A 26,614-nucleotide genomic window follows, 5' to 3' on the forward strand; every position below is an offset into this window, starting at 1 on the left:
CCACCGGCAGAGTCACGCCTTCGCCATTGCGCGCAGCCGCTCACGCTCCTTGGCCAGCCACAAAAGCGACACGACAAGCGGGGCGTCATTGGCCTCGCCCGTCTCAATCAGGCGCATCGCGGCATCAAAGCTCAACACATGGCTGCGAATGTCCTCCTGCTCATCGGCCACCCCGCCCAGCCCCGCCGCCGCATCGGGCAGATCGGTAATGCCGACATAGCTGTGAAACATCTCGGTGGAATAGCCCGGCGAAGCGTAATAGCGCGCGATCGGTTCAAGCCGGTGCAACTGCAGCCCCGCTTCTTCCTCAGTTTCCCTATGGGCCGTGGACTCGGGCGTTTCGAACCCGTCGATTCGCCCCGCAATCGGTTCCAGCAACCAAGGATGCCGATCACCGCGCACATAGGCGCCCATGCGGATCTGTTCGATCACCATCACCCGGTCACGCAACGGATCATAAGGCAGAACCGTCGCCGCATCGCCCGCGACGAAAACCTCGCGTTCCATCTCGCCGCTCATCTCGCCATCAAAGCGCATGTGACGTAACTGCAACGTTTTTAGCAGGAAATATCCGGCGTGGCTGACCTCTTGTGCCAACAGATCCACGTCCTCCCGCCCCTTTTCACAGCGATATTCGGTCGGCGTCCGCTCGTTTTCCGCCAAAAGACTGGCAGCCGCGCGGGTCAGGATCATCTTGTAGCGGTCCGCTATCTGCGCGCCGCTCAGCACCCCGATATACCCCATCACTTCGCGCGCCGAATACCGGGTCAACGGCCAGAAATCGCGCACCCAATCCGCAAGCGACCACGGCGCACCGGCCTGCCACAATCCGGGCTGCGGGAAATACACATGCGCCGTTTCCACCCCGGCATCGCTGCGCACACTGACCTCTCTCAGATCATACCCAAAGCCCAACTCATAGTGATTGAGCCGCTCCAGAACTTCGCCCTCGACATCGCGCAATATCAGCCCGTCACAGCTCTGCTCCTCGGCCATTTCGATCAAAGGAAAGCTGTGCCCGTCGGCCCAGACCACACGATGCCCCTCAAGACGCGCCGCCTCTGGTGCCAGTGCTCTCCAAGATTTCCCGGCCACAAGCTCAAGCAGCGCGGAATGGCGCAGGGTGCCATACAAGAATAAGTTTATCATTTTATAACAATAGCTTGTGGCAAATCATTCAACTCCAGCGGCGCTTGACGAACTCACCAATCACCCCTGCCAACATGCCGCCCACAAGCAACACGCCGAGAATTGAGCCATGCGCCAGATAACCAGCATAGTCGATGCCCAGTTTGAATACGGAGACAATCGCCTCAACCGGCCCGTCATAGCGGCGCGCCAACGACAGGCGCAGCATCTCGGCAAACGAATGCGCAAACAGGCACCAGAACACCAGCGTCAACATACCGGTAAAGCCGATCCCTATCGCCGTCACATAATCCGATCCCAATCGCTTGCCGACGACGATCCATCCCACAAGAATACCAATGGCAGCATTGACCAGTTGAAAGCTTCCGAAACTCTGCCGTTGCGTTTCAGCGGTGATCACATCCATTACCAAATCCGAAACAACCCAAGCCAGCGCGGCATAAAGCAGAGCAGAAACAAGTCGATAGGATGTTGGCATCAGGTGGGTCTCGGGTTGCTTACCGTTATCTGGACTACATCGCAGTTACCCCCATGAAAGGCCGCCGCGCAAGAGGTGAGATAGAAATTCCACATCCGGCGAAACCGCTCATCAAACCCCAACGCGCTCACCTCGTCCCATTTTCCGTTGAATTCCTCATGCCAGCGGCGCAGCGTTTGTGAATAGCTTTCGCCAAACGCCCGCATCGCCTCGACCGTCATACCCGCTTTCACGATCTCGGCCTGAAGCGCGGTCTTTGACGGCAGCATGCCTCCGGGAAAGATGTATTTCTGAATGAAATCCACGCCCTTGCGATAGACCTCAAAGCGCTTCTCATGAATCGTGATGATCTGCAAAACCGCGCGCGCCTCGGGTTTCAGACAATCGCGCACCCTGTTGAAATAGACTGGCCAGTATTTCTCGCCAACGGCCTCGAACATCTCGATACTGACAATCCCGTCATAGCGCCCCGTCTCGTCGCGATAGTCCTGCATCTTCAACTCGACCAAATCGGAAATACCGGCTTTTTCAATCCGTTCCCGCCCATACTTCAACTGTTCTTCGCTGATGGTCAGCCCGGTCACCCGCAGCCCGCGCTCCTTGGCCGCATATTCGGCGAACCCGCCCCAGCCACAGCCGATTTCCAACACGTGATCGCCCGGACGCAGCCCCAGCTGATCGACCATGGCGGCATATTTTGCTCTCTGCGCCGCCTCCAGACTCTCCTGCCCGGTTTCGAAAAGTGCGCTGGAATACGTCATCGTATCATCCAGCCACAGCGCATAGAATTCATTGCCCAGGTCATAGTGATAGGAAATGTTCTCGCGCGCCTGCTCCTTGGTGTTAGAATTCATCCAGTGGCGCAGCCGCTCAAACGCGCGCACCAGCGATTGACCGGGAAACCCGCGGTAAAGCTCGTCATTGCCGGAATTGAGCAGATCAAGAAACGCCTGCAAATCAGGCGTACTCCATTGCTCTTCCAGATAGGCGTCGCAAAAGCCCAGCTCGCCCTCGCGGATCAGCCGCGAAAATACGTCCATGCTGTGCAAATGCAGTTCGGCCACCGGCCCGGCGGTCTTGCCTTCGGCACGAAACCGGCGCCCATCAGGCAACACGAAATCCAGCCTGCCCACCCGCATACGCGTGGCGGTTTCAAACACCCTGGCAAAAAAGCGCGGCAGGTTCTCCTGCCCTTCGGTTGACGTCAGGACCATCCTTTCCCTCCTGCACATCCTGCCCCCGAAGCTAGGACGCCGCGCAAGTTCTGGCAAGAATTACCTTGTTTGGCCGTTTTTCAACGTCGAATACGCCTCAAGCGCGCGCCTGCGTCCCTCGGCCAAGCCCACCACCGGCGTAGGCCGCGCCATATCCGCCGCCCCCCCCCAACTCTGCGGAATGGCGTCATAAAACGCCAACGCGCTCTCTGTCGGCGCGCGCGTTCCTTCCGCCAACCAGCGATTGCGATAGCGCCCGTCGGGGTCAAACTTCTCTGCCTGCGTATCGGGGTTGAACACCCGGAAATAGGGCGACGCATCCGGCCCGGTCCCCGCCACCCATTGCCAGCCCATCGCGTTGCTCGCCGCATCCCAATCGGTCAGGCAATCGGCGAACCAAGCGGCCCCCAACTTCCAGTGAATCATCAAATGCTTGGTCAGATATGAGGCGGCCAGCATCCGGGCGCGGTTGTGCATCCTGCCGGTCACATAAAGCTCGCGCATCGCCGCATCCACCAGCGCAATCCCGGTGCGCCCCCGCTGCCACGCGATGAAATGCGGATGCTCCGGGTCACTTATCCAGGGGAAATCCGCCCAGCCCTCACGCCAATTCTCGTTGAGCAACCTAGGGTCGTGAAACATCAGATGATGGGCAAAGTCGCGCCATGCAAGCTGGCGCATGAACGCTTCGGCGCCCCCCGCTCCTTCGGCCCTGTATCGCGCTGCGCTCTGCCAGATCTGGCGCGGCGAAATCTCGCCCAAGGCAAGGTAATCCGACAATCGCGACGTGCCATCCTCGCCCAGCGCATCGCGCCCCTCGGCGTAGCCCTCCATCGCGTCGTCCAGAAACCCCTCCAGACGCTCTCGCGCCGCCGCTTCACCCGGCGCATGATGGCGGGCCACAACCGCGCGTCCACGTTGCAACCCCGCACCCAAATCCCAGCCCTGCAATGCCTCGCTCACAGGCCACCGATCCGGCGCAGCGATCCCGGCCGGCAGGCCCAGCGCCGCGCCCGGATCAACGCCGCGGATCGTCTTCCAGAACGGCGTGAAAACCTTGTAATGCCCGCCCGTCCCCGTGCGCACCTCCCAAGGCTCATGCAACAACATGCCGGGATGGCTTTCCACTGTAATATCAGCGGCTTTCAGGTCAGATTTAATCCTCTCGTCGCGCGTTCGCGATTCGGGATCATAAAGCCGCTGCCAATGCACGCCGCCCGCCCCGGTTTCGCCAATCAGCGCGCCAAGCACAGCACCCGCCTCTCCCGATCGCAGGATCAACCGGCTGCCCGCCGCCGCCAACGAGTCTTGCAACGCCTCCAGCCCAACGCCCAACCGCCATTTCGCCGCCGCGCCCAGCGCGTCGATGGATGCATCACGGATAAACACCGCAATCACCGGCCCCGCGCTGGCCGCCGCCCGCAAAGCCCGGTTGTCTGTCAGTCGTAAATCGCGCCGGATCCACCAGATTTGCGGCTGCATTGGCGCGCTCACAATTCGCGCTCCAACGCCTCCATCAACTGCGTAACCTCATCCTCGCTGGTGTAATGCACAAAGCTCAACCGCAACACGCCCTTCTCAGGGTCCACGCCACAGGCCTTGAGCGCGCGCACCGCATAAAAGTCGCCGCCCCCCGCCATTATACCATGCGCCGCCAACCGCTCGGCCGCCACCGCGCCCGGCTCTTGCAATTGCACGGCCACCGTCGGCGCACGCAGCCCCGCATCGTTCGGCCCCAGAAGGCGCACGCCGTTCTTGGCGCGCAGATAATCCAAGAGCGGCTGCAACAGCTTGCGCTCATGTTCGCGCATCAGATCATGCACACCAATGCCGCGCGCCGTTGCGTCGCCGCCAATCGCGTGATGCTCGGCCAATGCGTCGATATAATCGGCCATGCCCGCGCTCGCCGCCACCTGCGCATGGTCCGGCCCCGCCGGGGTAAACCGCTTGTAAAGCGTATGGGCGTTGAAATAATGCCCCTGATTGGGCAGCGCCTCGCCCAGCGCCCGCCGGATCACCATGATCCCCTGATGCGGCCCATAGGTCTTATAGGCCGAGAAAAGGTAAATATCTGGCCCCAACTCGCCCACATCGGGCAAACCATGGGGCGCATAAGACACCCCATCGACACAGACAAACGCCCCCGCCGCATGCGCCAGCGCCGTGATCTCGGTCACCGGGTTGATCTCGCCCACCACATTCGAGCAATGCGGAAAACACACCAGCCGCACGCTCTCGTCCAGCAGGTCTTCAAGCGCATCCGTATCCAGATGCCCGGTGTCGCGATCAATTTCCCAAACCCTGATCTCGATCCCCTCATCGGCCAGCCGCCGCCAGGGCCCGGTATTGGCCTCATGGTCCTGATTGGTCACGATGATCGCCTCGCCCAGCTTCATCCATTGGCGAAACGCCTGCGCCAGAACATAGGTGTTCTGCGTCGTCGACGGGCCAAAAGACACTTCGTCACTCTCAACCCCAAGAAGCGCCGCGAGACGCGCGCGCGCCTCGTCCATTTCGGCGCCACCCAATCGGCTCGCCTCATAGGGCGCATAGGGTTGCACCTTGCGTTCGCGATAAAACCGCATCAGCCGGTCAATGACAAAGCGCGAGGTATAAGACCCCCCGGCATTCTCGAAAAAGGCCTGCCCTTTGAGAGACGGCACTTCAAAGGCGGGAAACTGCGCCCGCACGAAATTGATATCCAGATCCATACCTCAAACCCTACGATGATTTCGCCAAGCGTCAAGGCGCGCGTCACGCCCGCCCGTCCCCCTGCGTGACAAACGAAAAGGGCCCCGCAAGCGAGGCCCTTTTCCTTGACTGCAAAGCCCTTTTTTTCAGCGTTCTTCCAACAATAGCCCCCGGAAAATGGCATAACACATCAGCAAGAGCACCAGCGTGAACGGCAGACCCGTCGAAATCACCATCGACTGCAAGGCCTTCAACCCGCCACCAACCAACAGCACAATCGCCACCGCACCTTCAAAGATGCACCAGAACACCCGCTGAGGCACCGGCGCGTCGATCTTGCCGCCCGCCGTGATCGTATCAATCACCAACGACCCGGAATCTGACGATGTCACGAAGAACACAATCACCAGAACGATCCCGATCAACGAGGTGATCGAAGCCAGCGGCAGCACATCCAACATCTTGAACAACTGCAACTCCAACACGGCCTCCTGTGCCACCGTATAGCCCTCGGTAACCACCTGATAGAGCGCCGTGCCGCCGAAAACGCTCATCCACAACACGCAGACCATGCTCGGGATCAACAGCACGCAGATCAAGAATTCACGCACCGTGCGACCCCGGCTAACCCGGGCGATGAACATGCCGACAAACGGTGACCAGCTGATCCACCACGCCCAATAGAACGCAGTCCAGCCTTGGCTAAAGTTCACATCTTCACGCCCAATCGGGTTCGACAGAGCCGGCAGATATTGGAAATATGCCCCCAGAGACGACACGAACAGCTTCAGCAAATAGATCGTCGGCCCCACCAGCAACACAAAGATCAGCAGCAGAAACGCCAGCCCCATGTTGAGTTCCGAAAGTATTTTCACACCGCCATCAAGCCCACGCACAACCGACACCAGCGCAATTGCGGTAATGACTGAAATCAGCACCACCTGGGTTGTCGACCCCACTGGAATGCCAAACAACTCGTTCAGCCCCGCATTCGCCTGCGTCGCGCCAAAGCCCAGCGATGTCGCCAGACCAAACAGCGTGGCAAACACCGCCAGCGTGTCGATCGCATGACCCCACCAGCCCCAGACCCGATCGCCCAGCAATGGGTAAAACGCCGAGCGAATGGTCAGCGGCAACCCCTTGTTATAGGTGAACAAAGCCAGCGCCAGCGCCACAACCGCATAGATCGCCCAAGGGTGCAGACCCCAGTGAAAGATCGTCGCCGCCATACCCAGCCGGATAGCCTGGGCTTCATCGCCCCCGGCCGCGCCCAGTGGCGCCCAGTCGGTACGTGCGCCGCCCTCCGCGGCGGTGCCTCCGAGAGACGACGAGAAATGGCTCATCGGCTCGCTGACGCCAAAAAACATCAGCCCGATCCCCATCCCGGCGGCGAACAACATCGCGAACCAACCGATATAGGTATAATCGGGCGTCGCATCCTTGCCGCCCAGCCGCACTTTGCCCCAAGGCGATACGATCAGGAAAAGGCAAAACAGCACAAAAATGTTGGCTGCACCCAGAAAGAACCAGTCAAACTGATGTGTTACCGTGTCAAACAGCCACTTGAATACACCCGCCGACTGTTCGGGCAGCGCCAGCGCATAAAAGACAAAGGCAACGATCGCCATCCCTGAAATCATGAAAACAGGGTTGTGAATGTCAAAGCCGAATGGGCCAACATTGCCTTCTATGTTGTCTTGTCCGACTTCATAGTCGGTGTCGATGATATCCGACGCGCCCTCTGGCGCGGGAATACCCTGATTGTCTGTTTCCTCGGCCATACCCGGCCTCCCTATTCAAAAGAAATTGTGTGTTCGGAATATGCTGGCCTCAGCCACGCACCACCATCACCGACGCTTTCGCATGTGCCGCCACCTTGCCGCCATTCGACGGCCAGATATAGTCGGTCAGATTGGGCAGATGGCTGGCCATCACCACCAGATCGGCGTTGAGTTCCTTGCTCGCCTTGAGCAAAGCATCATCCAGATCGGCCGTCGGGTCATGGCTGATCACCGTATGGGCTGACGTGGTCACCCCATGCGCCTTGCCCTGCGCCCCGGCAAATTCGGCCAACTTGGCCTGATACTCGTTCGGGTTATGCGCCAAGGCGCTCGGCGCAGAAGCCGTCACCCCGACATAGGTAATCGTCGCACCATAGTGCTTGGCCAGATCTCCGGCACATTGCAGCGCGCGCACAAGATCGCCCGCATGTGCCAGATCGACTGGCACCATAATATTTTTAAACACGATTCTCCCTCCGTTCCGGCGCGGGCGAAGGCTCTTAGTGGCTCAAATCACCGGACAGGCGGTCTTATTCCGCCTATCCTTCGCGCTCAGTGGCTTGTGGGGGTCCACGGCGGGTCCGCAGAATGCCCCTAGGATGCCCAACCTAACAAGCGCAGGCGGGCAAGTTCAAACCGATAAGGCATTTTATGGCCCGAAACCGGCATCACCCGTGCCGCCTGGCACCCCGATCAGGGTAAATGACTACGCCCCCAATGCCGCGCGAATCTTGTCGGCATTGGCCTTGATCACGGCGAAATCTTCCTGTTTTCCCGGCGGGCGCAACTTGTCGCCCTCATGACGCGGCAACACGTGGTAATGCAGGTGAAACACCTCCTGCCCGCCTGCCGCCTCGTTGAATTGCTGCACCGTCACGCCATCGGCGCCAAACGCCGCCATCACCGCATGGCCCATCTTTTGCACGGTCTTGAGGCACGCGGCCAACTGCGCCGGGCTGGCGTCAAGCATGTTGCGCGCCGGAGTCTTGGGAATCACCAGACAATGCCCGTCCGCACGCGGCATGATATCCATGAACACGAAGGTATCGTCATCCTCATAAAGTTTTTCGCAAGGGATCTCACCGCGCAGAATCTTGGCGAAGATGTTGTCAGTGTCATAGCTCATGGGAAACCTCCGTGAATCATCCGTCAGGCCCAAGCTTACGCCCAAGCGACGCGGGCTAACACCACCCTTTGGCAGGCCCGCGCCGGTTTTTCATGCGTTCACATCAACCACCACACGGCCCTTGACCTGCCCTTGCAGGATATCAGCCCCCAGCTTGGGCAGATCGGCCAGCGTCGCCGGCTGGATCATCGCGTCCAGCTTGTCCATCGGCAGATCCCTGGCAATCCGCTGCCACGCACGCAGCCGGTTGTCATAGGGCTGCATCACGCTGTCGATTCCCAGAAGGTTCACGCCACGCAGCAAGAACGGGATCACTGTCGCAGGTAACCCCGCCCCCCCTGCCAACCCCACGGCGGCAACCGAGGCGCCATATTTCATCTGTCCCAACACCCGCGCCAGCATTGCACCGCCCACGGCATCAACACACCCCGCCCAGGTCTCCGCCTCCAACGGGCGCTTCACGGTCTCGTTGATCTCCTCGCGCGCCACGATCTGGCTCGCGCCCAGCGATTTGAGGTAATCCGCCGTCTCCGGCCGCCCGGTGACACCCGCCACCTCATACCCCAGATGCGCCAGGATCGCGGTCGCAACCGACCCGACCCCGCCTGCCGCACCGGTCACAAGCACCGGGCCATGCCCCGGCTTCAGCCCGTGATCCTCCAACGCCATAACACTCAACATCGCCGTCAACCCGGCCGTGCCCACCGCCATAGCGCTGCGCGTATCCAACCCCTCAGGCAACGGCACCAGCCAATCCGCCCTGACCCGCGCCTTTTGCGAATAACCGCCCCAATGCGCCTCGCCAACGCGCCATCCCGTCAGAACAACCTTGTCGCCCGGCTTATAGCGCTCGTCGTCGCTCGCCTCGACTGTCCCGGCAAAATCAATCCCCGGCACATGCGGATACTTGCGCACCAGCCCGCCACCCGGCCCGATGCAAAGCCCGTCCTTGTAGTTCACCGTGGAATACTCCACCGCCACCGTCACCTCGGCCTGCGGCAAATCCTCCAACCCGATCTGCGTCACCGCGGCAGAGGTCTTGCCGCTCTCTTCGTCCTTTTGCACAACCAACGCATTAAACATCTCATCCATCCTTTTTGCGGGGCACCCACACCCCATTTCATCTTGCCAAAAATATCCCGGGGGTTTGGGGGCAGCGCCCCCATCTTCCCGCAAATACTCCCAAACCACTTGGCGACTCGCCACTCTCATGCTTAATGTCAGACAATTGCCACAACGGCGCAAGCAGAAATGTCTGACAATTGAAGCTCGACCCCGACAGCCCCGCCGACCTCTCGGCCCAGATCGCCAAGGCGATCCGCGACGCGATCATTTCCGGCGCGCTTATCGTTGATGAACGCCTGCCCTCCGAAGCCGAACTCTCCGAACAATTCTCGGTCTCGCGCTCCACCGTGCGCGAAGCCCTCAAGCGGCTGGCGGCGCAATCCCTGATCCGCACCCAACGCGGCGCAACCGGCGGCGCCTTCGTCAACCGGCTCGACTTCAAAGACGCCTACAAGCAACAGATTACCACCTCGACCTTGCTCTTGTCGATGAACGCGGTCAGCTTCGAGACCGCCTGCGAGGCGCGCTATGCGCTCGAACGCGCCTGTGCGTCGCTTTCGGCCCAACGCCGCACCGCCGATCAACTGGCCACCATGCGGCGCGAAATCCAGCGCCAGACACAGACCGATCTTTCGGACGAAGGCTTTTGCGACTCCGACGTGACCTTTCACCGCGCGCTGGTCGACGGCGCGGGCAACCCCGTGCTCAGCTATCAACTGGCCGGTGCGGTCGAGGCCATGCAGCCGCTGATGAACATGATCACCTTCACGGCCCGATCACGGGGCGCGATCGTGGATCTGCACAGCCGCATTGCCGATGCGCTCGAAACACATGACGCCGCCGCCGCCGATGCCGCGCTCAAGGAACTTGCCGACTATACGCTGCATCTGGGCCGGACAATCATGCAACAACGTCAATCGGCGACGTGACACAAATTTACGGCGCTTTCCCGACTCCGGTTCTGCTTTGCCCCTTCAAATCGCTTGGACAAGCGCCTATATTCGTTTTGCTCCCTTGGGGGCTATGGACATAAACGCGCTCGTAATAAGCGGATCGGACCCGGGGGCGGTACCCGGCGACTCCACCAAACATCCTTCATTTGGGGATCATGGGGTCGAAACAGGATCGACGAACGTCTAAAGGGGTTTGCTTTGTCTCGGCGGGGTGCCACCGTATCGGCCCGAACAAGCTAGTTGCAAATGACAACAAAGCTCCGATGGCTCTGGCCGCGTAAGCGGTTCGAGGTATCGAAAACCTAAGTCCTCTCGCTTTGCAGCGTTTGGCGGGGTCCGCAGGCACCTGGCAACAGAAGCCTGCACCTTCTTCCCCCCCTGCAAATCCTCCGGTTCCGCGACCCTGTCTCTATCCTGAAATCCGATGCGCTATTTCTGAATCAGAACGGGCGCAAATGGCTGGCCCCCCGAGACCATCGCCCGTTCGGTTAACCTTAACGCGCCTTAACCTATTCAGCTTTTCGATGTCATACGCCTGGCAGCCAGTCAGCAGCCGCAAATCACCCCCCGCCAGTCCCAGCGTCCGGTGCGATTAACTCTTTTGTTTGCGAAATCGCTGGACTTTTCCACGCGGCCCACTGATATTTTGATCAAATTTCAAAACGTCGGACCTCTCATGGACACCTCGCCCCTTCACACTTTCCGCGCCGTAGCCTGCGACCTCAACGGCCAGATGCGCGGCAAGCGGTTGCCGATTTCCAGCATCGACAAGCTGGATGAGGGCGCTGTGCGGATGCCCTATTCGGTGCTCAACGTCGATATCTGGGGCGCCGATATCGACGACAGCCCGCTGGTGTTTGACAGCGGCGATGCCGATGCCATCCTGCGCCCGACCGAACGCGGCGCGCTGCCGATGCCCTGGCTCGACAATCCTTCGGCGCTGGTGCCGATGTGGATGTATCACGAAGACGGAACCCCGTTCGAGGGCGATCCACGCCATGCCCTTGCGCGCGTTCTTGAACGCTATGCCGCCCGTGGTTGGCGTGTCGAAGCCGCCGCCGAGATGGAGTTCTATCTGGTCGATGACAGTGGTGAATCCCCGGCCCCGCCGATCAACCCGCTTTCGGGCCGCCCGCTGCAAGGTCAGGCAATCCTCAGCCTGCGCCAACTCGACGCCTTCGATGATTTCTTCACCGAGCTTTACGAGGGCTGCGACGCCATGGGCATCCCTGCCCAAAGCGCCATTTCCGAGGCCGGTCTTGGCCAGTTCGAGATTGATCTGACCCATTCCGACGCCATGGAAGCCGCCGATAATGCTTGGCTTTTCAAGGCTTTAGTCAAAGGCCTTGCGCGGCAACACGGCATGGCCGCCAGCTTCATGGCCAAACCCTTTGCGCATGATACCGGCAGCGGCATGCATGTGCATTTCTCGGTTCTCGATGAGCAGGGCAACAACATCTTCAACGATGGAACGGCCGCCGGTTCCGCGCAGTTGCGCCACGCCATCGCGGGCTGTCTGAATGCACAGCGCGCCTCCACGCTGGTCTTTGCGCCGCATGCCAATTCCTATGATCGCATGGTTCCCGGCAATCACGCACCCACCGGCATTTGCTGGGCCTATGACAATCGCACCGCTGCAATTCGCGTCCCCGGCGGCAGCCCCAAGGCGCGGCGCATCGAACACCGCGTCTCGGGGGGCGACAACAATCCTTATCTCACCCTCGCGGTAATCCTCGGCGCTGCTCTGGCAGGCATTGAGGACGCAGCCGAACCGCCTGCCCCGATCACCGGCAACGCCTATGATCTCGACTTGCCGCAGATCGCCGACGACTGGTCAGGTGCTGTCGACGCGTTTGAAAACGATCCGCTGATTGCGCGCCTCTTGCCCCAAGACCTGATCCGCAACCTATGCTATACCAAGCGTCAGGAAATACGAAAATTCGCCGATATCGCGCCGCAAGAACAATGGAAATCCTATCTCGAAACGGTCTGAGCGCAGGCCCGACGCGCCTCTGGCGCCCACAACAAATTTGATCAAATGAGCCTCGTTATGAAAATCGGCATCCTTCAAACCGGTCACGCCCCCGACACCCTCCTGCCCGAGACCGGCGACTATGATGAAATGTTCGTTAAGCTCCTGTCCGGCCATGGTTTCACGTTCGAAACCTTTGCCGTGGTTGATGGTGTTTTTCCCGAAAATGCAATGGCTTGCGACGGGTGGTTAATCACCGGATCACGCCATGGTGCCTATGAAGATCACCCCTGGATCGCGCCCCTCAAAGCCTTGATCCGCGAGATCGCCGCGTCGAATCGCCCGCTGATCGGGGTTTGTTTTGGCCACCAGATCATTGCGCAGGCCCTCGGCGGCAAGGTTGAAAAGTTCTCCGGAGGCTGGTCAGTTGGCCCGCAAGTATATGAAATAAATGGACAAAACATGACGCTAAACGCCTGGCACCAGGATCAGGTGGTGCAAAATCCACCTGGCGCAAAAGTCATCGGCTCAAGCGATTTTTGCGCCAACGCCGCCATGATGATTGGCGAAAATATCCTGACAATTCAACCACATCCAGAGTATGGCGCGACTTTCATCGCCGGTCTGATCGACAAGCGCGGCCGCGGTGTCGTCCCCGACGATCAACTCGACCGCGCCAAATCCGCCCTCTCCACCCCCCTCGACAACGCCAGTTTCGCCAACCTCATGGCCTCGTTTCTCAGCGCGCATTCTGCGGAGCACCAACAATGAAAAAACCTACTGAAAACAATTGGCTAGAGACGCTTCCCGAGGCCGCCAGAGCCTACCTCGAAGGCCATAGACTCGACGAGGTCGAATGCATCATTTCCGATCTGCCAGGCATCGCCCGCGGCAAGGCGGTCCCGGCGTCGAAATTCGCCCGTCAGAATTATTTCCATCTGCCGGATTCGATATTTTATCAAACGATTACAGGCGACTGGGGCGAAGCTGCCGGCGAAGAAGGTTTCATCGAACGCGACATGATCCTCAAGCCTGACATGACCACCGCCACCGCCGCCCCCTGGACCGGCGACTGGACCCTCCAGGTGATTCACGACGCCTTTGACCGCAAGGAAAAGCCGATCCCCTACTCGCCCCGCAATGTCCTCAAGCGCGTCGTCGCCCTCTATCACGCCCAGGGCTGGGAGCCGGTCGTCGCCCCCGAGATGGAGTTCTATCTCGTCGCGCGCAATCTCGATCCGGCCAAGCCAATCGAACCGATGATGGGCCGCTCCGGTCGCCCCGCCGCCGCCCGTCAGGCCTATTCTATGACCGCCGTTGACGAATTCGGGCCCGTCATCGACGACATCTATGACTTCGCCGAAGCCCAGGGCTTCGAGATCGACGGCATCACCCAGGAAGGCGGTGCCGGTCAACTCGAGATCAACCTGGTGCACGGCGACCCAGTGAAACTTGCCGACGAAGTGTTCTATTTCAAACGCCTGATCCGCGAAGCCGCGCTAAGGCACAATTGCTATGCCACCTTTATGGCCAAGCCGATCGCGGATGAGCCAGGATCGGCCATGCATATCCACCATTCCGTGATCGACAAGGACACCAAAGAGAACATCTTCTCCGGCCCGCAAGGTGGTGAAACTGATGCATTTTTTTACTTTATTGCCGGGTTGCAGAACCATATGCCATCCGCCATCGCGCTGATCGCGCCCTATGTGAATTCCTTTCGCCGTTACGTGCGCGACCACGCCGCCCCGATCAACCTGGAATGGGGCCGCGACAACCGCACAACCGGCATTCGCGTGCCGCTTTCTGGGCCGTCTTCACGCCGCGTGGAAAACCGTCTGGCAGGGATGGATTGCAACCCCTACCTCGGCATCGCCGCCTCGCTGGCATGTGGATATCTCGGCCTTATGGAAGAGAAACGCCCCGACAAGCAGTTCAAGGGCGACGCCTATGAAGGAGAAGAAGACATCCCGCGCGAAATGGGCGCGGCGCTTGATCTTTTCGACGAAGCCAAGGGGTTTCATGACGTTCTAGGCCCTGATTTTGCCCGGGTCTACTCTATCGTCAAACGCAAGGAATACGAAGAGTTCCTGCATGTGATCAGCCCTTGGGAGCGCGAGCATCTGCTGTTGAACGTATGAACCTGCTCTATTCCAACGATAAACGCGGCCAGCATCCGCCCAGTTGGTATGCCGCCACAGCCAATGAAACTGCCGACCGCGCAATGCTCATGGGCGAACACCACGCCGATGTAGCGATCGTCGGCGGCGGCTTCACCGGACTATCTGCGGCACTGCACCTGGCTCAGGCCGGGCTTGATGTGGTGCTGCTCGAAGCCCATCGCGTCGGCTTTGGTGCATCCGGGCGCAATGGCGGACAGTTGGGCTCGGGCCAACGCCAGGAACAGGCGGAAATCGAACGCCTGATGGGACGCGACGATGCCCGCCACCTGTGGACGTTAGCGGAAGAGGCCAAGGATCTGGTCAAGTCCCTGATCAAGGATCACGCCATTGAATGCGATCTCAGGCCCGGCGTGGCCCATGCCTGTTTCAATGCCTCGGATGTGGCCCATGAGCACGCCTACGGCGAACATCTGCAAAAACACTATGGATATGATCAAATAGAGCTGCTCGATCAGGCGGCCATGCAAGCGCTCTGCCCCTCGCCCAAATATGTCGGCGGTTCGCTCGATATGGGCGCCGCCCACCTTCACCCGCTGAATTTCGCACTCGGTCTGGCTCGCGCCGCCGAGCAAGCCGGTGCACGAATATTCGAACGTAGCCAAGTACATCACATAGCTGAGGGCGCCCCACACGAGTTGCGCTGCGAAGCGGGCAAGCTGCGCGCCACCCATGTCATCCTCGCCGCCAACGGCTATCTCGGTGGGCTCAACCGCCGGGTCGCCGCCCGGGTCATGCCGATCAACAATTTCATTGCCGCGACCGAACCGCTGGGAGAGGACGCCGCGCGCGTGCTGACCCGCGATGTCGCAGTGGCCGACAGCAAGTTCGTGGTCAATTATTTCCGTCTTTCTTCCGACAAGCGCCTGCTATTTGGCGGTGGCGAAAGCTATGGTTATCGATTCCCCGATATCGACCGCACGGTGCGCAAGCCGATGGCCGAAATATTCCCGCATCTCAAGGACATACCATTCGACTACACCTGGGGCGGCACGTTGGCAATCACCCTGCGCCGTTTGCCCTATCTCGCGCGTGTGGGCAAGAACATCCTCTCAGCCTCGGGCTATTCCGGCCATGGTGTCGGCACTGCCACCCACGCGGGCAAGCTGATGGCCAAGGCTATTCAGGGTGATGCAGAAGGTTTCGACACCATGGCGCGCATTCCTACGCGGCCCTTCCCCGGCGGCACCGCTCTGCGTTCCCCGCTTCTGGCGCTGGCGATGACCTGGTATGCCACCCGCGACCGGCTCGGCATCTGAACCGCCCCCCGGCTTCCTCTGACCAGAAATATCCCCGCCGCAGGCACCCGCAATTGCGGTCGACTCCTTCGGTTTTAATGGGTCGCCCCGTCAACGTGGCCCAGTCGAACGCACATAAACAGACACATCCAAATCACACACCACCCGCTTTCGCTTTCATCTCCCAGCGACCGCTCTCTTCGGACCAGTATTGCGCTTCGCATCCCGCATCGGTGAGCGTCTTCCACTGAACGCGCGCCACCGACAAGGCGGCCGCCTCGTTGCCATCAAAAAGGATGCAGGCCCGCTCCATCGTCGTCACTTCCTGCGCGCTGATCTCGGCACCGTCCACCGCCATCAGACAATTCGCGCCGTTGGGGTTGCGCGTATCTGCCGTAAGCAACACAGGTTGAAGCGCGTCATGTTCTCCCCCCGCCTTCCCATGGGCAAGGAATTGATCTTCTGGCCCCAGCCATAGCTTTTGGTCCAGCCAGTCAAGCCGCGCCGCATCTTGGCCGCGCACGATCACCTTCCAACCCCGCTCGCGCGACCGCACCAGCAGGTCAGGTAGCACCGCCTCCAACGGGCGACGGGTCAGATGATAGAAGAAAATCGCGCCCATAACACCTCAACTTTAACTTGAACTACGCCTCATAACCATCCTGTATCAAACGGTTAAGCGCCATAACACCCCAGCCCGTGGCCCCTTTGGGCGCATGCGCGGTTTCCGACTTCACCGATGCGACCCCGGCAATATCAAGATGTATCCAAGGCACACCATCCTTCACAAAGCGTTGCAGGAATTGTGCCGCCGTGATCGACCCAGCAGGGCGACCGCCCACATTCTTCATATCGGCAATTCGCGACTTCAAGAGCTCGTCATATTCCGGGTCAAGCGGCATCCGCCAGGCACCTTCGCCCTCGACCTCAGCGGCCTTCAGGAACGCTTTGCAGATTGCATCATCGTTGGAAAAGACACCTGCTTTGGTGTGCCCCAGCCCGATGACGATCGCACCGGTCAACGTCGCAAGATCAATCATCCCGACAGGTTTGAAACGGTCCTGCGCATACCACATCACATCCGCCAGAACCAAACGACCTTCGGCATCGGTGTTGATCACCTCGATCGTGTCGCCCTTCATCGAGGTGACGACATCACCGGGCCGCGTGGCCCGCCCCGAAGGCATATTTTCGACCAGCCCGATCAATCCGACAACATTGGCATTGGCCTTGCGAAGCGCCAGCGCGCGCATCACGCCCGCGACCACACCGGCGCCGCCCATATCCATCGTCATGTCTTCCATGCCGGCTGCGGGTTTCAGAGAAATACCACCCGTATCAAACACCACACCCTTGCCGACAAGCGCCAGCGGCGCAGCCCCCTTTTCGCCGCCAAGCCACTGGGCAACAACAACCTTTGAGGGGCTATCGCTCCCCTGGCCAACCGACAGAAGGCTACCCATCCCAAGTTTTTCCAGCGCCTTCTCTTCAAGCACTTCCACCTTGAGCCCCAGCTTCTCCATATCTTTCAGACGTTCAGCAAAGCTGGTGGTGGTCAGATGATTGGCCGGCTCATTGACCAGGTCACGGGTAAAATGCACCCCTTCCGCAACGGCCAACCCCGCAGCGCAAGCCGCTTTCAAATCATCCGCCTTCGACGCCATGACCAGAACATCGCCACGCTCGGCGGGATCAGCTGTCTTGTGCACCTCAAAGCTGTATGCGCGCAGGGCCAACCCGGTGACAATCTCATCCGCCTTGCCCGTGTTGCCCGCCAACAAGAGCATTCCCGCCTTGCCCAGAACCTTGGCCAATGCGGCCCCGGCTTTGCGCGCGTCTTTGACTGACGGGCGCTTGTCGAGCTTCACAACGTCCAACGCCTCGGTCACAAGACCCGACGGATACCCAAGGCTGATCACGTCGCCTTGCTTGGCTTTCTTCCAACTATCGGTTTCGAGCAACCGGGCCAGCGCCCCGCGGCAAAGCCGGTTCACCCGGCGCGCAGCACGGTCGAGCTTGCCCTCTGCCCCAACGATCACCGCCACGCGGCCCGTGGCTTCTGCAATCTTCTCGATATCCGTCTCAACGAAGGAAAATCCCACCAATCCGGCCATTGTTTCTGCTCCAAGTTTGTCCTTTGCCAACACCTAATGCGTTTCGCAGGCGAGTTGAACACCAAGTTGCCGTTCCGATGCGCCGCACCTCCGGTTTGTGGGCCGCCTCCTGGCCGACGCGTCGCGCCAATAATTCCCCGGCACACAGCCGCCGACAAGGTCAGTTAGCAGTTTACCCTCCCTGCCCCTATGCAGTAGATTGCCCACAATATCTTGATGTCGATTTCGGTAATGGGGGTGCAGTTTTGGCCAGATTCGACAGATACATGCTGTCGCAACTCATGGTGCTGTTTGGCTTCTTCTCCCTCGTGCTGGTCTCGATTTACTGGATCAACCGCGCGGTCAAGCTGTTTGATGTGCTGATCGGCGATGGACAAACGGCCGGCGTCTTTGCCGAGTTCACTGCGTTATTGCTGCCCAACGTGATCCGCCTGGTGCTGCCGGTGGCCGGGTTTGCTGCCGCCGTCTATGTCACCAACCGGCTCAGTTCGGAAAGCGAACTGACCGTAATGCAGGCCACAGGTTTCTCGCCCTGGCGGCTGGCCCGTCCGGTGTTCACCTTCGGGCTGATTGTTGCGGCGATGATGGCGGTGCTGACGCATTTTCTGGTGCCCACCTCTTTGGCACAACTCAAAGAGCGCGAAATCGAGATTTCGCGCAATGTAACCGCCAAGCTGCTGAGCGAAGGCACTTTCCTGCACCCCTCGGCGGGCGTAACCTTTTATATCCGCGAAATCTCGCCTCAAGGTGCGTTGCAGGACGTGTATCTATCCGACCGGCGCGGAACCAATGAAAGCGTGACCTACACCGCCGACACCGCCTTCATCGTGCGCGATGGCGACACCTCGAAACTCGTGATGCTTGACGGGTTGAGCCAACGGCTCGATCGCGGAACCAAACGGCTCTTCACCACGCATTTTGCAGATTTTTCCTATGATATCAGCGCGTTGATCGGCACAGATGAGGTGAACACCTTCAACGAAACCAACGCTTCAACGCTTGAACTCCTTGCTGATCCGATGGATGTGTCCGTGCGCTCCGGCTCAAAGCTGGGCGTGGTAATCGAAGAGTTGCACGGACGCTTCAATCAGCCCCTGTTATGCTTGGCGGCGGCCCTGATCGGGTTTGCTTCGCTTCTGGTCGGCGGGTTTAGCCGCTTTGGCGTCTGGAAACAGATTGTCGGTGCCGTCGTTGTACTGGTGCTGTTGAAACTAGTCGAAGGCGCGGTGTCCGAACCGGTGCGTGCCAACCCGTCTGTCTGGCCGTTGATCTACCTGCCCTCTCTGATCGGATTTGGCGTCGCAGCGGCGCTCTTGGCCTGGGCGGGGCGCAATCGCAGCATCGGATCCAAACTGACACCGCGCGTAGAGGTGGTAGCATGAGGCTGCATCTCTATTTCGCGCGCAAGTTCACCTGGATGTTCCTTGGCCTTCTCGGCGTCTTCTTCCTGCTTCAGGCCTTGATCGACCTGATCGAACAGATGCGCAGGCTCGACAACACCCAAGCCAGCTTTGCCGACATGCTTGGGTTGACGCTTCTGAATGCCCCCGAAGGGCTTGATCAGATCCTGCCGCTGGTGATGATCCTCTCCACTGTGGCGCTGTTCATCGGGTTGGCGCGGTCATCAGAACTGGTGGTGGTGCGCGCGGTGGGTCGCTCAGGGTTGCGCGCGCTGATTGCGCCGATTGCCGTGGCCTTGCTTATCGGCGGTTTCGCGGTCACGACATTCAACCCGATCGTTGCCGCCACGTCCAAACGGTATCATGAACTCTACCAGCGCTACGTCTCGGGCGGCCAAGAGGTGCTGTCGATCTCGGCCGAGGGCCTGTGGCTGCGTCAGGGCGGCCCCGAAGGCCAGACCGTGATCCGCGCCTCTTCGGCCAACCCCGAAGCGACCGTATTTTATGACGTCACCTTCCTCGCCTACGGCCCGACAGGCGGCCCCTTTCAGCGAATCGAGGCAAACGAAGCCGAGCTTGGCAGCGGCGCCTGGATACTCAGCGACGCCAAGGTCTGGCTGCTTGGCTCCGGCCAGAACCCCGAAGGCAGCGCCAAGCTGCACGACAGACTCGAGTTGCCTTCAACCCTCACACATGACCGAATCCGTGACAGTTTCGGCAAGCCGGGCGCGATCTCGATCTGGGATCTGCCGCGCTTCATCTCCCAACTTGAACAGGCCGGGTTTTCGGCGCGGCGCCATTCAGTCTGGTTTCAAATGGAACTGGCGCGACCACTCTTTCTCACCGCAATGGTGCTGATCGGCGCAGCCTTTACCATGCGCCATGCGCGCGGTGGCGGCACCGGCGTGCGCGTGCTGATCTCGCTGCTGCTGGGCTTTGGCCTTTATTACATCCGCAACTTCGCTCAGATCCTCGGTGAAAACGGCCAAATCCCTATAATGTTGGCTGCATGGGCGCCGCCGCTTGCCGCTGCACTTCTAGGCGTCGGGCTCTTGCTGCATACGGAGGACGGATGATCCGATTGCTGCGCCCTGCCTTGATCGTCCTGCTGGTGGCCCTGTTTGCGACGCCGCAACCCACTATGGCCCAAGAGACGCCCGTCAATGCATCTGACGGCCCGGCGGTGCTTGTCGCTGACAAGGTCTGGCTCGAAGGCAATACCCGGCTGATCGCCTCGGGCAATGTCGAGGCGCTTTACGACGATGTGCGCATCAAGGCGACGCGGATCACCTATGACCGCAGTTCCGATCAACTCAGCATCGAAGGCCCGATCACCATCACGTCGGGCGACGACGTGATGGTTCTGGCCGACGCCGCCGAGATGGACCCGGCTTGGCATGATGGCCTTCTCACCGGCGCACGCATGGTGTTGAACCAACAGGTTCAACTGGCCGCGCATCAGCTTGCGCGCGTCAACGGGCGCTATTCTGAGCTCTACAAGGCTACCGTTACCTCTTGCCGGGTTTGCAACGATGGCCGCCCTCCACTCTGGCAGATCCGGGCGCGCCGGGTCATCCATGATCAGATCGAACGCCAGCTCTATTTCGAAAATGCCCAGTTCCGCGTAATGGACGTGCCGATCTTCTATCTGCCGCGCCTGCGCCTGCCTGACCCGACACTGGCGCGCGCCACCGGCTTTTTGATCCCCAAGATCGCTGGCAACAGCGAGATCGGCACCGGGATCAAGATTCCATATTTCATTCGCATGGGCGATCACCGCGATCTGACGGTTACGCCTTATCTCTCGTCCAACACCCGCACGGTTGAGCTACGCTATCGTCAGGCGTTCCGCACAGGACGGATCGAGTTCGAGGGCGCACTCAGTAGTGACAACCTGACCAGCCGCGACTATCGCGGCTATCTCTTTGCCGAGGGTCTCTTCAATCTCAAGCGCGATTACAAACTGAGCTTCGATGTCGAGATGACCAGCGACAAGACCTACCTGGTCGATTACGATTTTTCCGACAAGGACCGGCTCGACAGCGAAATTGCAATCACCCGGGTGCGGCGCGATGAATACATCCGTAGCGCATTGGTAAACTACCACACGCTCAGGGTTGGCGAAGATAGCTCGACCATGCCTTCGATCATCGGCGACGTCACCTACGAGCGACGGTTTTTCCCGCGCGCAATGGGCGGCGAGTTGCGCTTTTCGGCGGGGCTGCATTCGCATTATCGCTATTCTCAGCTTGGCATAGATGGCCCCGACCTTGACCCTCCGTCTGGCCCGCTGGTTGATGGCCGCGATGTCACAAGAATCGAAGCCGAAGCGATGTGGCTCAGGAGCTGGACGGTTGGCCCCGGCCTGCGCGCCGGTGTCCAGATGGGGGTCGCGATTGACCAGTTCTATACCGGCAACGATCTCACCCGTCCCTCTCATGCCTCCCAGATCACACCAATGGCCGCCTTCAGCCTGCGCTGGCCCTGGCGCAAGACTACAGGCCGTGGCGCCACTCACGTGATCGAGCCGATGATGCAACTCGCCTGGTCGGGCGGATCGAACCCCAATGTCGCCAATGACGAAAGCACGCGGGTCGAGTTTGACGAGGGCAACCTGATGTCGATCTCGCGCTTTCCTGCTGCTGACCGGCGCGAACGCGGGCTGGCCGCCGCCTATGGCCTCAACTGGACCCGGATCGGTCCCAAGGGCATGCAGTCGAGCTTGGTTCTGGGGCAAATTACCCGCGAGACCGGCGATAGCAATTTCTCCTCTACATCCGGCTTGCGCGGCGTCACCTCGGATCTCCTTGTGGCCGGGCAGATCAAGACGCAAAGCGGCCTGTCTCTCACTGGCCGGGCACTACTGGGTACAAATTTCAACCCCGCCAAGACGGAAGCGCGCGCGAGTTGGCAGACTTCACGCTATGCGCTTGGTGCCAGCTATGTCTGGCTCGGGGCGGATGCGGCAGAAGATCGCCTGGCAACGGTGTCTGAATGGTCGGTGGACGGGCTCTACCGCTTCAACCGTCATTGGAGCGGCAGCGCCAACATGCGCTATGATGTCGTCTCCAACAATGCAGCCGAAGCGGGCCTCGGGTTGCAATACCGCAATGAATGCATTGAAATCGATCTTGCGGTTTCGCGCCGTTTCACATCCTCCATTATCCTTACCCCATCAACGGATTTCAGCTTTACCATCGGTCTCAATGGCTTTAGCGCAAAAGCCAGCGACAAAACCTATACCCGCAAATGCAGAAATTAAGGCATTTTGACAGAGCTTTGCGGAACAACATAATGTCCGGACACCAAGGACGAATGGATGATGCACACGTCTTGAATTCAAGTTATGTTCCAACTCGAACTCGAAACGTTTCAAGCAGAAGACACAGCAGGACAGGCAGCATGATGAACCCGATCGCCAAATTGTTTTCCAACATGGCCCTCATCGTGGCCACCACGGTAATCCTGACGGGCACAGCACCACAACCGGCACTGGCCCAGAATCTGTTTGCACCGGTCATCAAGGTCAATGACAAGGTGATCACCCGCTATGAGCTTGAGCAGCGCACGCGCATGCTGCAACTCTTCCGCCAGCCGGGCGACCCGCGGGAAGCCGCCCATGATCAACTGATCGAAGAACGTCTCAAGTTGGACGCAGCAGAATCGCTGGGTCTTGAGGTTACCGAAGATGAAATCGCCGCCGGCATGGAAGAATTCGCCGGCCGCGCCAATCTCAATACCGAACAATTCCTCCAGGCGCTCGCCGGTGCCGGCGTGTCGGAACAGACCTATCGCGATTTCATCGTCGCCGGGGTGGCATGGCGCACATTGGTGCGTGCGAAATTCGGCCCCCGCGTGCAAGTCGGCGAGGCTGACGTGGAACGCGCCTTGGCATCAAGCGCCACATCGAACGTGCGGGTGCTGATTTCCGAGATCTATATCGCCGCCCAGCCTGGCCGTGAAGCACAGGCCGAGGCGCGCGCGCGTGAAATCTCCCAGATCACCTCGATCACCGGTTTCGCCCAGGCTGCGCGCAAATATTCCGCCGCAGGAAGCCGTGGACGTGGCGGCAAGATCAACTGGATGCCGATCAACCAACTGCCCCCGGCGGTGCGCGGTCAGATCCTCGGGCTCGCGCCGGGTCAGGTCACCCAGCCGCTTCCGATTCCCGGTGCCATCGCATTGTTTCAACTGCGCGCCATCGAGGAAGGCAAAGCCACCGAGCCGGAATACGCCGCAATCGAATATGCCGCCTATTACATTCCTGGCGGGCGTAGCGACAAATCAATGGCAGCGGCCCGCAAGATCCGCAGCAAGATCGACACCTGCGACGACCTCTATGGCATCGCCAAGGGCCAACCCGAATCGGTGCTCGAGCGCGGATCGAAGAAGCCTGCGGAAATCCCGCATGATATCGCCATGGAACTGGCCAAGCTCGACAAACACGAGGTCTCGACCAATCTCACCCGTGCGAACGGCCAAACACTTGTTTTTCTGATGCTCTGCGGTCGGGTACCCTTGCTTGGTGAGGACATCTCGCGCGACAACGTCGCGGTCGGCATTCAGAATCGGCGGCTCGAAAGCTATGCCAAGGGCTATCTGGCCCAGCTACGCTCCGAGGCGCGCATCATCGAAAAATGACCCCCCCGGCCCCCATCGCACTAACCTGCGGCGAACCGGCGGGGATCGGCCCAGAACTGGCATTGAAGGCCTGGCAGGCATCGGAATGCCGGTTTGATTTCTTCTGGATCGGCGATCCCGCGCACCTGCCGAAAGGTGCGAATTTTATCGAGATCTCCACCCCCGGCGAGGCGCGCAAGGCGATGACAAGAGGCTTACCGGTCCTGCCGCATGCCTTTGCCGCCCCCGCCACGCCCGGTCACCCCGACCCGGCCAATGCCCAGGGCGTGATCGACGTCATCACCCGCGCCGTCGCGCTGGTTCAGGCGGGCGAGGCCAGCGCGCTCTGCACTCTGCCGATCCACAAGAAAGCATTGAAAGACGGCGCCGGTTTCGCCTTTCCCGGCCATACCGAATTCCTTGCTCACTTGGCTGGAGTCGAGCGGGTGGTGATGATGCTGGCCAGCGAAAACCTGCGCGTCGTGCCCACGACCATCCATGTTGCCCTGCGCGATGTGGCCACGGTCCTTACACCCGATCTCCTGCGCGAAACCATCACGATAACCGCCGCCGGACTTGAAAGCCAATTTGCAATTAAGTCGCCGCGCATCACTGTCGCCGGACTGAATCCGCACGCAGGCGAAGGCGGTGCGATGGGCGATGAAGAATTGACCTGGATGGCCCCTCTGATCGCCGAGATGCGGGCCGAGGGTTTTGATCTCTCTGGCCCCCTGTCTGCCGACACGATGTTTCATCCCGCCGCGCGCGCGCGCTATGATGTCGCGATCTGCGCCTATCACGATCAGGCGCTGATTCCGATCAAGACACTTGATTTCGACCGCGGCGTAAACGTGACGCTGGGCCTTCCCTTCATCCGCACCTCGCCCGACCATGGCACCGCCTTTGACATTGCCGGGCGCGGCTTGGCCAATCCGTCGTCGACTGTCGAGGCGCTCAAACTGGCCAATGTCATGGCCACCAGCAGGCACAGCGCCATGAGTAGTTCTACCAAGCAAAAAAATCAGCGAGTGTCCCCAACGTGAGCGGAATCGACAGCTTGCCCCCCCTGCGCGATGTGATTGCGACACATGACCTGCAGGCGCGCAAATCGCTGGGCCAGAATTTTCTGCTCGATTTGAACCTGACCGCCAAAATTGCCCGCGCTGCGGGGGATCTCACTCAGTCGGACGTGCTTGAAATCGGCCCCGGCCCCGGCGGGCTCACCCGCGGGCTTCTGGCCGAGGGCGCGCGCAAGGTGCTGGCCATCGAAAAAGATCCGCGTTGCCTGCCGGCCCTTGCCGAAATCGCCGCCGCCTATCCCGGTCGCTTGCAGGTGATCGAGGGGGACGCGCTCAAGATCAATCCGCTCGAACATCTGAGTCCGCCGATACATATTGCCGCCAACCTGCCCTACAATGTGGGCACAGAACTGCTCGTCAGGTGGCTGACCCCGCCCACATGGCCGCCCTTCTGGGACAGCCTGACGCTGATGTTTCAGCGCGAAGTGGCCGAGCGGATTGTGGCGCGCCCCGGCTCCAAGGCATACGGGCGCCTGGCACTTCTGGCGCAATGGCGCGCAGATGCCCAGATCGTGCTGTCGCTGCCGCCTCAGGCCTTCACTCCGCCGCCCAAGGTGTCCTCGGCCGTGGTACACCTCAAGGCACTGCCCGAGCCGCGCTTTCCTGCCGATCCTGCAATTCTGGAAAAACTTGTGGCAATGGCGTTCAACCAACGGCGCAAGATGCTACGCTCGGCGCTCAAAGGCTTCGGCCCTGAAATCGAAGATCATCTCGTGGCCGCCGGAATCGCCCCGACGGCGCGCGCCGAAACGATCGGCCTGGAAGATTTCTGCGCCCTGGCCAGATCACTCGCCGACGGCTGACCTCATTCGGCCGCGTCGGCGCTTTCGCTATCCGTTTCAACTTTGCGGGGTTTGCGGGGTTTGCGCGGGGCGCGCGGCTTGGGCTTCTTGACCACCTCTGCCTCGCCCGCACTCTCTGGCGTCTCTACCAGACCGCTGCTCTCGTCCGCATTCGAGCTGTCGATCACATCGGGTTGCGGCGCATTCGCAGGGTCATTGCTTGCAGCGCTTGCAGCCTGCTTACCGCCTGCGCCCTGTCCGCTATCATTGCTTGCACTGCGCCCGCCATTCGATTCACGCTCCTGGCGTTCTGCACGCTCGCGCTCGCGATCACGATCGGCCTGACGATCACGGTTCTGCTGTTCCTGCTGCTCGCGGCGGGCGTCCTGCTCGCGCTGCGCCTCGCCCAACATGCGCATATAATGCTCGGCATGCTGCTGAAAATTCTCCAGCGCAACCCGGTCACCGGAAAGCTGCGCATCGCGCGCCAACTGGTTATACTTTTCGATGATTTGCTGTGGCGTGCCGCGCACCTTGCCTTCGGGGCCGGAGCTGTCGAAGACACGATTGACGATATTGCCGTTACTGCCGACAGAGCGGTTGCGGTTTTTGTTTGACCGCGAGCGGTTTTTCGTTGGTCTCATGATGTCCTTGGTTCAGCTTGTTGAACGGGCCTTGGCTTAACCCGACCGTTGCGCTTTGCGCCTTTATTGGCCGGGCTGCACATTGTCTGGCATGGTATCAGCGGGATCACCTGTAAGAGGCATCCACC

The 26,614-nt window shown here is 60.2% G+C and carries 23 protein-coding genes and 1 other RNA gene; 12 read left to right on the forward strand and 12 right to left on the reverse strand.

The window, feature by feature from the left end; translation table 11 throughout:
• Positions 1 to 12: 12 nt before the first annotated feature.
• From LZG00_11680 to acuI, 9 genes are all read right to left on the reverse strand, one after another.
• Positions 13 to 1,149: a gamma-glutamylcyclotransferase gene (locus LZG00_11680; protein ID MCF3594655.1), complete on the reverse strand. Its 1,137-nt coding sequence runs from the start codon at positions 1,147 to 1,149 to the stop codon at positions 13 to 15.
• Between the two features lie 28 nt (positions 1,150 to 1,177).
• Positions 1,178 to 1,627, reverse strand: a complete 450-nt coding sequence (locus LZG00_11685; protein MCF3594656.1) for a TrgA family protein — start codon at positions 1,625 to 1,627, stop codon at positions 1,178 to 1,180.
• Positions 1,627 to 2,841, reverse strand: coding sequence for a cyclopropane-fatty-acyl-phospholipid synthase family protein (locus tag LZG00_11690; protein ID MCF3594657.1), 1,215 nt, complete (start codon positions 2,839 to 2,841; stop codon positions 1,627 to 1,629). The genes LZG00_11685 and LZG00_11690 overlap by 1 nt, the downstream gene beginning before the upstream one ends.
• A gap of 60 nt (positions 2,842 to 2,901) precedes the next feature.
• The gene (locus LZG00_11695) at positions 2,902 to 4,323 is read right to left on the reverse strand and encodes a DNA photolyase family protein (protein MCF3594658.1); all 1,422 of its coding nucleotides are present in this window, start codon (positions 4,321 to 4,323) and stop codon (positions 2,902 to 2,904) included.
• Between the two features lie 8 nt (positions 4,324 to 4,331).
• Positions 4,332 to 5,552, reverse strand: coding sequence for an aminotransferase class V-fold PLP-dependent enzyme (locus LZG00_11700; protein ID MCF3594659.1), 1,221 nt, complete (start codon positions 5,550 to 5,552; stop codon positions 4,332 to 4,334).
• Between the two features lie 126 nt (positions 5,553 to 5,678).
• Positions 5,679 to 7,313, reverse strand: coding sequence for a BCCT family transporter (locus LZG00_11705; GenBank protein MCF3594660.1), 1,635 nt, complete (start codon positions 7,311 to 7,313; stop codon positions 5,679 to 5,681).
• A 49-nt stretch (positions 7,314 to 7,362) separates the two neighbouring features.
• Positions 7,363 to 7,779, reverse strand: a complete 417-nt coding sequence (locus LZG00_11710; protein ID MCF3594661.1) for a universal stress protein — start codon at positions 7,777 to 7,779, stop codon at positions 7,363 to 7,365.
• 240 nt (positions 7,780 to 8,019) lie between these two features.
• Positions 8,020 to 8,439 (reverse strand): HIT family protein, encoded by a 420-nt coding sequence (locus tag LZG00_11715; GenBank protein MCF3594662.1) that lies wholly within the window; start codon positions 8,437 to 8,439, stop codon positions 8,020 to 8,022.
• A gap of 90 nt (positions 8,440 to 8,529) precedes the next feature.
• Positions 8,530 to 9,522 (reverse strand): acryloyl-CoA reductase, encoded by a 993-nt coding sequence (gene acuI / locus LZG00_11720; protein ID MCF3594663.1) that lies wholly within the window; start codon positions 9,520 to 9,522, stop codon positions 8,530 to 8,532.
• Between the two features lie 179 nt (positions 9,523 to 9,701).
• On the opposite strand from acuI, the gene LZG00_11725 reads away from it, so the two are divergent.
• From LZG00_11725 to LZG00_11750, 6 genes are all read left to right on the forward strand, one after another.
• Positions 9,702 to 10,433, forward strand: coding sequence for a GntR family transcriptional regulator (locus LZG00_11725; GenBank protein ID MCF3594664.1), 732 nt, complete (start codon positions 9,702 to 9,704; stop codon positions 10,431 to 10,433).
• A 40-nt stretch (positions 10,434 to 10,473) separates the two neighbouring features.
• Positions 10,474 to 10,824, forward strand: a transfer-messenger RNA (tmRNA) gene (ssrA, locus tag LZG00_11730).
• 309 nt (positions 10,825 to 11,133) lie between these two features.
• A complete protein-coding gene (locus LZG00_11735) occupies positions 11,134 to 12,450 on the forward strand; it encodes a glutamine synthetase family protein (protein ID MCF3594665.1) in 1,317 nt (438 codons plus the stop codon).
• A 57-nt stretch (positions 12,451 to 12,507) separates the two neighbouring features.
• Positions 12,508 to 13,200 (forward strand): type 1 glutamine amidotransferase, encoded by a 693-nt coding sequence (locus LZG00_11740; protein ID MCF3594666.1) that lies wholly within the window; start codon positions 12,508 to 12,510, stop codon positions 13,198 to 13,200.
• Positions 13,197 to 14,570: a glutamine synthetase family protein gene (locus LZG00_11745; protein MCF3594667.1), complete on the forward strand. Its 1,374-nt coding sequence runs from the start codon at positions 13,197 to 13,199 to the stop codon at positions 14,568 to 14,570. The genes LZG00_11740 and LZG00_11745 overlap by 4 nt, the downstream gene beginning before the upstream one ends.
• Positions 14,567 to 15,868: an FAD-binding oxidoreductase gene (locus LZG00_11750; GenBank protein ID MCF3594668.1), complete on the forward strand. Its 1,302-nt coding sequence runs from the start codon at positions 14,567 to 14,569 to the stop codon at positions 15,866 to 15,868. The genes LZG00_11745 and LZG00_11750 overlap by 4 nt, the downstream gene beginning before the upstream one ends.
• 133 nt (positions 15,869 to 16,001) lie before the next feature.
• Here LZG00_11750 and LZG00_11755 read toward each other — a convergent pair whose 3' ends face one another.
• Together LZG00_11755 and LZG00_11760 are read right to left on the reverse strand one after the other, a co-directional pair.
• Complete coding sequence (locus LZG00_11755; protein MCF3594669.1) at positions 16,002 to 16,469, reverse strand: DNA polymerase III subunit chi; 468 nt, start codon at positions 16,467 to 16,469, stop codon at positions 16,002 to 16,004.
• 22 nt (positions 16,470 to 16,491) lie between these two features.
• Positions 16,492 to 17,961: a leucyl aminopeptidase gene (locus LZG00_11760; protein MCF3594670.1), complete on the reverse strand. Its 1,470-nt coding sequence runs from the start codon at positions 17,959 to 17,961 to the stop codon at positions 16,492 to 16,494.
• Between the two features lie 245 nt (positions 17,962 to 18,206).
• On the opposite strand from LZG00_11760, the gene lptF reads away from it, so the two are divergent.
• From lptF to rsmA, 6 genes are all read left to right on the forward strand, one after another.
• A complete protein-coding gene (lptF, locus tag LZG00_11765; protein MCF3594671.1) occupies positions 18,207 to 19,343 on the forward strand; it encodes an LPS export ABC transporter permease LptF in 1,137 nt (378 codons plus the stop codon).
• Positions 19,340 to 20,437: an LPS export ABC transporter permease LptG gene (lptG, locus tag LZG00_11770; protein MCF3594672.1), complete on the forward strand. Its 1,098-nt coding sequence runs from the start codon at positions 19,340 to 19,342 to the stop codon at positions 20,435 to 20,437. Before lptF ends, lptG begins: the two co-directional genes overlap by 4 nt.
• On the forward strand, positions 20,434 to 22,623 hold the full coding sequence (gene lptD, locus LZG00_11775) for an LPS assembly protein LptD (GenBank protein ID MCF3594673.1): 2,190 nt from the start codon (positions 20,434 to 20,436) through the stop codon (positions 22,621 to 22,623). The genes lptG and lptD overlap by 4 nt, the downstream gene beginning before the upstream one ends.
• 140 nt (positions 22,624 to 22,763) lie before the next feature.
• Positions 22,764 to 24,002, forward strand: coding sequence for a peptidylprolyl isomerase (locus tag LZG00_11780; protein MCF3594674.1), 1,239 nt, complete (start codon positions 22,764 to 22,766; stop codon positions 24,000 to 24,002).
• Complete coding sequence (gene pdxA, locus LZG00_11785) at positions 23,999 to 25,024, forward strand: 4-hydroxythreonine-4-phosphate dehydrogenase PdxA (GenBank protein MCF3594675.1); 1,026 nt, start codon at positions 23,999 to 24,001, stop codon at positions 25,022 to 25,024. The genes LZG00_11780 and pdxA overlap by 4 nt, the downstream gene beginning before the upstream one ends.
• Positions 25,021 to 25,863, forward strand: coding sequence for a 16S rRNA (adenine(1518)-N(6)/adenine(1519)-N(6))-dimethyltransferase RsmA (rsmA, locus tag LZG00_11790; protein ID MCF3594676.1), 843 nt, complete (start codon positions 25,021 to 25,023; stop codon positions 25,861 to 25,863). The genes pdxA and rsmA overlap by 4 nt, the downstream gene beginning before the upstream one ends.
• A 2-nt stretch (positions 25,864 to 25,865) precedes the next feature.
• Here rsmA and LZG00_11795 read toward each other — a convergent pair whose 3' ends face one another.
• Entirely contained in the window at positions 25,866 to 26,486 is a 621-nt protein-coding gene (locus tag LZG00_11795; GenBank protein ID MCF3594677.1) for a DUF4167 domain-containing protein, read from the reverse strand.
• Between the last annotated feature and the right edge of the window lie 128 nt (positions 26,487 to 26,614).

The sequence above is a fragment of the Rhodobacteraceae bacterium LMO-JJ12 genome, from assembly GCA_021555075.1.
GTDB lineage: Bacteria > Pseudomonadota > Alphaproteobacteria > Rhodobacterales > Rhodobacteraceae > JAKGBX01.